The sequence below is a fragment of the Amycolatopsis solani genome, from assembly GCF_033441515.1.
GTDB lineage: Bacteria > Actinomycetota > Actinomycetes > Mycobacteriales > Pseudonocardiaceae > Amycolatopsis > Amycolatopsis solani.
In genome coordinates this window covers 1465289-1473062 of record NZ_JAWQJT010000002.1, presented here as the reverse complement: position 1 = coordinate 1473062, position 7774 = coordinate 1465289, and the positions used below count along the sequence as shown (strand labels likewise).

Annotated in this window: 7 protein-coding genes; 6 read left to right on the top strand and 1 reads right to left on the bottom strand. The window is 74.7% G+C overall.

Features of this window, described 5'->3' with window-relative positions; genetic code table 11:
* Positions 1–7: 7 nt before the first annotated feature.
* The 5 genes from SD460_RS27265 (at position 8) to SD460_RS27245 (ending at position 5918) form a co-directional block, all read left to right on the top strand.
* A complete protein-coding gene (locus tag SD460_RS27265; RefSeq protein ID WP_318306917.1) occupies positions 8–931 on the top strand; it encodes a GHMP family kinase ATP-binding protein in 924 nt (307 codons plus the stop codon).
* Between the two features lie 5 nt (positions 932–936).
* Positions 937–1959, top strand: a complete 1023-nt coding sequence (locus SD460_RS27260) for a pyridoxal-phosphate dependent enzyme (RefSeq protein ID WP_290060105.1) — start codon at positions 937–939, stop codon at positions 1957–1959.
* Positions 1911–3149 (top strand): ATP-grasp domain-containing protein, encoded by a 1239-nt coding sequence (locus SD460_RS27255; protein WP_318306916.1) that lies wholly within the window; start codon positions 1911–1913, stop codon positions 3147–3149. Before SD460_RS27260 ends, SD460_RS27255 begins: the two co-directional genes overlap by 49 nt.
* A gap of 160 nt (positions 3150–3309) precedes the next feature.
* The gene (locus SD460_RS27250) at positions 3310–4785 is read left to right on the top strand and encodes an argininosuccinate lyase (RefSeq protein ID WP_318306915.1); all 1476 of its coding nucleotides are present in this window, start codon (positions 3310–3312) and stop codon (positions 4783–4785) included.
* Between the two features lie 17 nt (positions 4786–4802).
* A complete protein-coding gene (locus tag SD460_RS27245) occupies positions 4803–5918 on the top strand; it encodes a GntG family PLP-dependent aldolase (RefSeq protein WP_318306914.1) in 1116 nt (371 codons plus the stop codon).
* Between the two features lie 329 nt (positions 5919–6247).
* Here the strand turns inward: SD460_RS27245 and SD460_RS27240 are convergent, their stop codons facing one another.
* Positions 6248–7129, bottom strand: coding sequence for an aldo/keto reductase (locus SD460_RS27240; RefSeq protein ID WP_290054976.1), 882 nt, complete (start codon positions 7127–7129; stop codon positions 6248–6250).
* A gap of 83 nt (positions 7130–7212) precedes the next feature.
* Here SD460_RS27240 and SD460_RS27235 point away from each other — a divergent pair, with 83 nt between their 5' ends.
* The gene (locus SD460_RS27235; RefSeq protein ID WP_290054973.1) at positions 7213–7773 is read left to right on the top strand and encodes a TetR/AcrR family transcriptional regulator; all 561 of its coding nucleotides are present in this window, start codon (positions 7213–7215) and stop codon (positions 7771–7773) included.
* The last annotated feature ends 1 nt before the right edge of the window (position 7774 follow it).

Below are 7774 nucleotides of genomic sequence, written 5' to 3'. Positions count from 1 at the left end.
GAACGCCATGACCGAAGACCTCGCGGTCGCCGCACCGGCCCCCGCCACCGTCACCGACCCCCGCGCGGGGAGCTTCCGGGTCGACGCCCACCACGGCGAGATCCTGCAAGGGGTGTTCGTCGCCGGCGGCCGGCTGCGCCGCGGCCTGGTCACCCTGCCGTGCCCGCTCTACAGCACCCGCGCCACCTTCCTGCCCACCGAAGACAGCGGCACGACCGTGCGGCCGGCGTGGCGCACCAAGGCCCGCCGCGCCGCCGACCTGACGCTGGCCCGGCTCGGCCACCCGGTGCCGGGCGGCCTGCTCGACATCACCAGCGACATCCCGCTGTGCCGCGGCTTCGGCTCCTCGACCGCGGACGTGACCTCGGCGATCGGCGCGGTCCTCGCCGCGACCGGCCGCCGGCTCCCGCCCGCCGAGGTCGGTGCGCTGGCCGTCGAAGCCGAGACCGCGTCCGACTCGCTCATGTACGGCGGCCGCGCGGTGGTCTTCGCCCACCGCGAAGGCGAGCCGATCGAGGACCTCGGCGAGCTGATGCCGCTGGCCGTGCTGGGCTTCGGCACCAGCCCGGGCGGCCGCGGCGTCGACACCCTGGAACTGACGCCCGCGCGCTACACGTCGTGGGAGATCGAGGCGTTCCGCCCGCTGCGCGGCCTGCTGCGCCGGGCCGTGGCCGACCGGGACGCGGGCCTGCTCGGCCGCGTCGCCACCGCCAGCACCCTGCTCAACCAGCGGCACCTGCCCGTCCCCGGACTGGACGGCATCCTCGCCGTCGCCCGTGCCGCCGGGGCCGCCGGCGTGCAGGTCGCCCACAGCGGCGATGTCGCCGGCCTGATCTTCGACGCGACCGACGCCGAAACCCCGGCGCGGCTGGAGTTCGCCGCGGCGCGGCTCGACGTGACCGAAACCTGGCAGTTCGAAACCGAGAGGTGAGTCCGATGACCCTTGCCGCCCCCGTCAGCCGGTCCGTCGTGGAGGCGACCGAGCTGCCCCGGATCATCCGCGTCCGGCCCAACTTCCACGTCGCCGCCTTCGGCCTGATGAAGCTGCTGCCCGCCCGGTTCATGCTCGACCGCGCCGAGGAGCGCGGCGAAGTCGGCCCGGGCACGACCGTGCTCGAGACGTCGTCGGGCACCTTCGGCCTCGGCCTCGCCATGGTCTGCCGGCTACGCGGCTACCCGCTCACGATCGTCGGTGACCCGGCGATCGACGCGCCGCTCAAGCGCCGCCTCGAGCACCTCGGCGCCCGCGTCGAGATCTGCCCGGAGCCCAGCCCGGTCGGCGGCTACCAGCGCGCGCGGCTGGACCGGCTCGAGGAGCTGCGCGCGGAGTACCCGAACCACTGGGTTCCCGGCCAGTACAGCAATCCCGACAACCCGCGGTCGTACGCGCTGGTGGCCGAGCAGCTGGCCGAGACGATCGGCGTGCCGGACTGCCTCGTCGGCGCGGTCGGCTCGGGCGGCTCGACGTCCGGCACGAGTTCGTTCCTGCGGATGCTCGTCCCGGAGCTGACGCTCATCGGCGTCGACACCCAGCGCAGCGCCATCTTCGGCCAGCCCGACGGACCGCGCGTGCTGCGCGGGCTCGGCAACAGCCTGGTGCCGCCCAACGTCGAGCACACCGGCTACGACCAGGTGCACTGGATCGGCGCGGCCGAGGCGTTCGCCGCGACGCGCGAGCTGTACGCGCGCCACTGCCTCTTCATGGGACCGACCAGCGGCGCGGCGTTCAAGGTCGCGGACTGGTTCGCCCGCCGGAACCCGGACGCCACGGTCGTCGCGCTGCTGCCCGACGAGGGCTACCGCTACCAGGACACCGTCTACTCCGACGAGTGGCTGCGCGCGCAGGGACTGGCGCACGCGGGGGCGGCCGAGCCGTACGAAGTGGTCGCGCCCAACGAGCCCGGCGGCTCGTGGACGTGGCTGAACTGGGGCCGGCGTTCGCTCGCCGACGCGTCGTGATGCGCACGCTGCTGCTCGTCGAGAGCAACACGACCGGCACCGGGCGGCTGTTCGCCCGGCAGGCCCGTTCGCTCGGGTTCGAGCCGGTGCTGGCCGCGGCCGACCCCGCGCACTACCCGTACGCGGCCGAGGACGGCGTCCGCGTCGTCCGCTGCGACACCGCGGACGCGTGCGCGGTGCTGGCCGAGGACATCGGCGAACCCGCGGGCGTGACGACCAGTTCGGAGTACTTCATCCCGGTGGCGGCGCGGATCGCGGCGAAGCTCGGCCTGCCCGGGCCCGACCCGGTCGCCGTGGCGGACTGCCGGAACAAGGCGCACCAGCGGGCGGTGCTCGCGGCGCCGTGCACGGTCGCGATGTCGGTGGAGGAGGCGGTGGCGGCCGCGGCCGAGTTCCCGGTCGTGCTCAAGCCGGCCGAAGGCTCGGGCAGCGTCGGCGTGCTGCGGTGCGAGACGCCGGAAGCGGTCGCTTCCCAGGCGGCGGCGCTGCTTTCGGTGACGCACAACGAACGCGGCCTGCCGGTGCCGCCGCAGGTGCTCGTGGAGCCGTACGCGAGCGGGCCGGAGTACTCGGTGGAGCTGTTCGGCGACGTCGTGGTGGCGGTGGTGCGCAAGCACCTCGGCCCGGCGCCGTACTTCGTCGAAGTCGGCCACGACGTCCCGGCGTCGCTGCCCCCGTCGGACGAGACGGCGCTGATCGACACGGCCCGGTCGGCGGTGACCGCGCTGGGCCTCGGCTTCGGCGCGGCCCACGTCGAGATCCGGCTGACCCCGGACGGCCCGCGGCTGATGGAGGTCAACCCGCGCCCGGCGGGCGGCATGATCCCGGAACTGGTCCGCGCGGCGACCGGCGTCGACCTGGTGGCGGCGCAGGTTTCCGCCGTGCTGGGGCTGCCGCCTTCGTTGCGTCCCACCCGGCGCGCGTGCGCGTCGCTGCGTTTCCTCACGGCGAGTGCCACCTCGGTGCTGGCGGCCGGGGACGCGGTCGCGAAGGCGTCCGCGGTGCCGGCTGTGGTGGACGCCCGGCTGTCCCGCCCGGACGGCACTCTCGTCCGCCCGGCCCGGGACTACCGCGACCGCGCGGGGTACGTCCTCGCGGTTTCGGACCGCCCCCGCGGCGCCCGCGCGGCCGCGGCGGCGGGGCTGGACCGGCTGCGTGCCGCCCTGATCCCGGACGGAGCCCGCCGATGACCCTGCGGTTCCTCATAACGACGGTCGCCCAGACCGCCGCCGCCCGCCCCGCCCACGACGTGAATGACTCATTCCTGTCGTCCGACGACAGGAATGAGTCATTCACGTCATCCGGGCGAGCCACCGCACCCCACCCGGACACCCCGGAAGGAGCACCTCGATGACCATCGCCCCAGGCGGGACCGGCCGGCTCACCAGCCCCATCTCCGCCGCGGCCCGCGAAATCCTCTTCGACCGCGACACCGCCCCGGCGCCCGACCCCGTCGCCGCGGAACTCGGGCTGATCAGCCAGGTCGACCGCGCCCACGTCGTCATGCTCGCCGAACGCGGCATCGTCGACCGCGCCCGGGCCGGCGAGCTCCTCCGCGGCATCGAAAGCCTGCGCAGGCAACGCTTCGCACCACTGCACGACGTCCCCGCGCCGCGCGGCCGCTACCTCGCCTACGAGTCCCACCTGATCGACACACTCGGCGCCGACGTCGGCGGAGTCCTCCACAGTGGACGGTCCCGCAACGACCTCAACGCCACCGTCGTCCGGCTCCGGCTGCGCGAGCCGCACGAGCGGCTGCTCGCCGAGTCCGACGCACTCGGCCGCGCGCTGCTGGAGCGGGCCCGGCGCTGGGCCGGCGTCACCATGCCCGCCTACACCCACCACCAGCCCGCCGTCCCGATCACCTACGGCCACTACCTGGCGGGCGTGGCGAGCGCGCTGGTCCGGGACGTCGAAGGCGTCTGGCAGGCCGGGGCGGAGCTGGACCAGAACCCGCTCGGCGCGGGCGCGGTCGGCGGCACGTCGCTGCCGGTCGACCAGCACCGCACCACCGCGCTGCTCGGGTTCGCCGCGCCGCTGGCGAATTCCCTGCACGCCGTCGCTTCGCGGGATCTGGTGCTGCGCCAGCTGTCCGCGGCCACCGTGCTCGGCGTGCTCCTCTGCCGCGTCTCGCACGACCTGCAGGCGTGGACCAGCGCCGAGGCCGGGCTGCTGCGGCTCGCCGACGACGTCGTCGGGTCGAGCTCGATGATGCCTCAGAAGCGCAACCCCTTCCTGCTGGAGCACGTCCAGGGCCGGGCGCTGGCGCCGCTCGGCGCGTTCACCGCGTCGGCGGGCGCCATGGCCACCGCCCGCTTCACCAACGCCATCGCGGTCGGCACCGAAGCCGTCGCCCCGGCGTGGGCGGCGCTCGAAGCGGCGACCGACGCCGTCGTGCTGCTCCGGCTGGTCGTCGAGGGCGCCGAGCCGGTGCCGGAGCGGATGGCCGAACGCGCGGCCGACGGCCAGACCGCGGCCACCCACCTCGCCGAACGGCTGGTCGCCGCCGGCGTCCCGTTCCGGCAGGCCCACCACGACGTCGGCGCGATCGCCAAGGAGGCGCTGGCCGGGAACCGGCCGCTGCACGAGGTCGCCCGCGTCCGGCTCGCCGGGCAGCCGCCGCACGTCCTGGCCGCGCTCGACCCGGCCGAAGTCGCGCAGCACGCGGCCTACGGCGGCGGCCCGGCCCGCGAGTCCGTGCTCGCCGCCGTCACCGAAGCCGAAACCGCGTTCGCCCGGATCCGCGCCGCGGCCGACGAACGCCGCTGGCGCTGGAGCCAGGCCGAAATCGGCCTCGACGACGCCGTCCGAACCCTCACCCGCTGACCCGCAAGGAGCCTGTTGTGACCACTTTCGCCGACGACCTCGCGACGCTGCGCCCGGAAACCACCGCCGCGCAGGGCGCGCACGTCGAACTCCGCAGCGACACCTTCACCCTGCCCACGCCCACGATGCTCGAAGCCGCCGCGCGCGCCCCGCTCGGCGACGACGTCTACGGCGAGGACCCGACCGTGGACCGGCTGGAGCAGCTCTCCGCCGAACTGCTCGGCAAGCAGGCCGGCTGCCTGATGCCGAGCGGCACGATGGCCAACCTGACCGCGCTGCTGGCGCACTGCCCGCGGGGCGGCAAGGCGATCGTCGGGCACGAATCCGACGTGTACGTCTACGAAGCCGGCGGCGCGTCGCTGTGCGGCGGCATCGTCTACGACCCGCTGCCGAACCTGCCCGACGGCACGATCGACCCGGCGGCGATCGCCGAGGCGTGCGCGGTCGACCGCAGCGACCCGCAGATCGCGCCGCCCGCGGTGCTCAGCCTGGAGACCCCGCAGAACCGCTGCGGCGGGCTGCCCCTGCAGCTGGACTACTTGAGCGAGGTGTCCCGGCTGATCCGCTCCCACGGCGTCGCCCTGCACCTCGACGGCGCCCGCCTGTTCAACGCGGCGGTCGCGCTCGGCGTCAGCGCGGCGGAGGTGGCCAAGCACGCCGACACCGTGCAGATCTGCCTGTCGAAGGGCCTGTGCGCGCCGATCGGCTCGGTACTGGTCGGCGACCGCGTGACGATCGCGGCGGCCCGCCGCATGCGCAAGATGCTCGGCGGCGGCATGCGCCAGGCCGGCATGATCGCCGCCTGCGGCATCGTGGCCCTGACGGAGATGACCGAGCGCCTGGCCGACGACCACGCCCGCGCGGCGCGCCTGGCCCGCGGCCTGTCCCGCATCCCGGGCGTCCGGCTGGACCCGGGCCCGCCGCTGACGAACATGGTGTTCTTCAAGGTCCGCGACGACCGCTACACGACCCGCACCCTGATCGAGGCGGCCCGGCGCCGCGGCATCCGGGTGGAGGAACTGGGCCACGACCGCATCCGCGCGGTCACCCACGCGGGCGTCGACGACGACGCGGTCGACCGCGCGGTCTCGGTCTTCGGCGACCTCCTGGGCCACGACGCCCTCGTGCGCTGACGCCGCCAGGGCCCGGAGCGGGGCGGGCAGCTGCGATCGATGTGGCCACTGGGTCTGGTGTTCCGGGCCCGGACGCACCCAATGTGGCGTTCGGTGCGCTGGACGCACCCAATGTGGCGTTCGGTGCGTCCAGCGCACCCAATGCCACATTGGGGCGCATCCGCCGGCCGCTTGGTGGGCGAGTCCGATCCCGCCCCTCCCGGACCTGAGCCGAGCGTCGCGAATGACTCATTGGGGACCACCGAGGTCCCGAATGAGTCATTCGCGACCTCGGCGACCCCCGGGCGGCCGCGCCCACCCCTTTGCCGGCACCCGGGCGGGGGCGGTCGTCAGGCGAGGGAGACGTCCATCGAGCGGGACGGCACCGCGTCCAGCGCCGCCAGCGTCTTCGCGTCCAGGGCCACCGAACCCGCCGCGATGTTCGCCTCCAGGTGCGCCGCGCTCGCCGTGCCCGGGATCAGGTGGACGTTCGGCGCGTGGTGCAGCAGCCACGCCAGCCCGACCTGCGCCGGCGTCACCCCCAAGGCGGACGCCGCGGCCTGGACCGCGGGCTCGTCCGTCACCTTCGGCACGCCCGGGAACGCCCCGCCCAGCGGGAAGAACGGGACCCACGCGATGTCCTGCGCGAGGCACAGCGCCAGCATCTCCTCGTCGTCGCGGGTGACCAGGCTGTAGGCGTTCTGCACGCACGCGATGCCGGCCGGCAGGGCACGGCGGAACGTGTCGAGGCCGACGCTGCTGAGCCCGATCGCGCCGATCTTGCCTTCGTCGCGCAGCTCCGTCAGCACCGCCAGCTGGTCGTCGACGTCGACCAGCTGGTCGCCCTCGGCCAGCAGGCCCGGGCGGAGTTCCGCGCGGCGCAGGTTGACCAGTGCGAGCCGGTCGGTGCCGAGGCTGCGGAGGTTGTCCTCGACGCTCGCCCGCAGCTCCTCGGGCCGCTGCGCGAGGCGGAGCGGGATCGGGCCGCCGGAGTCGGGGGTGGCGCCGACCTTGGTGGCCACCAGGACGTCGTCGCCGGCGGCTTCGCGGATGACGTCGTTGACGAAGCCGTCGCCGTAGAACTCGGCCGTGTCGATGTGGTCGACGCCCAGGTCCAGGGCCCGGCGCAGCAGGGCGACGGCCGCGGCGCGGTCCTCGTGGAGGCGTTCGAGCTGCATCGCGCCGAACCCGACGCGGGAGACGGTGCGGCCGGCGAGCTGACTGGAAGTCATGGTTGTCCCGCTTTCGTGCGATGATGGTGAAGCGGAGGAGCCTCCGCTAAACCGACCGTAGCACAAACGGAGGGACCTCCGCTTTGCCTTCGTCCGAAACCGGGCGCCCGGTGCGCGCCGACGCGCGCCGCAACCGCGACAAGCTCGTCGAGGTCGCGCGCGCCGCGTTCGCCACCGACGGCGCCGTCGCGCTCGAGACCATCGCCCGCGAGGCCGGCGTCGGCATCGGGACGCTCTACCGGCACTTCCCGACCCGCGAGGCGCTCGTCGAAGCCGTCTACGCGGCCGAGCTCGACGACGTCACCGCCAGCGCTCCGGCCCTGCTCGAGCAGCACCCGCCCGCGGTGGCGCTGCGCGCGTGGATGGACCGCTACGCCGCCTTCTTCGCCACCAAGCTGAGCATGGCCGACACCCTCCGCGTCAGCCTGGGGACCGGGCGCATCGTCACGGCCGAGACCCGGCGGCGCATCGCGGCGGCGATCGGCGCGATCCTCGAAGCCGGCGCCGAGGCGGGCACCCTGCGCGCCGGCGCCGACCCCGAGGACGTGACCTTCCTGCTGCTGGGCGCCTTCCTCTCGACCGGGCACGAGCCGGAGCGGATCGGGCGGCTGCTGGACCTCGTCGCGGACGCCGTGCGGCCCTGAA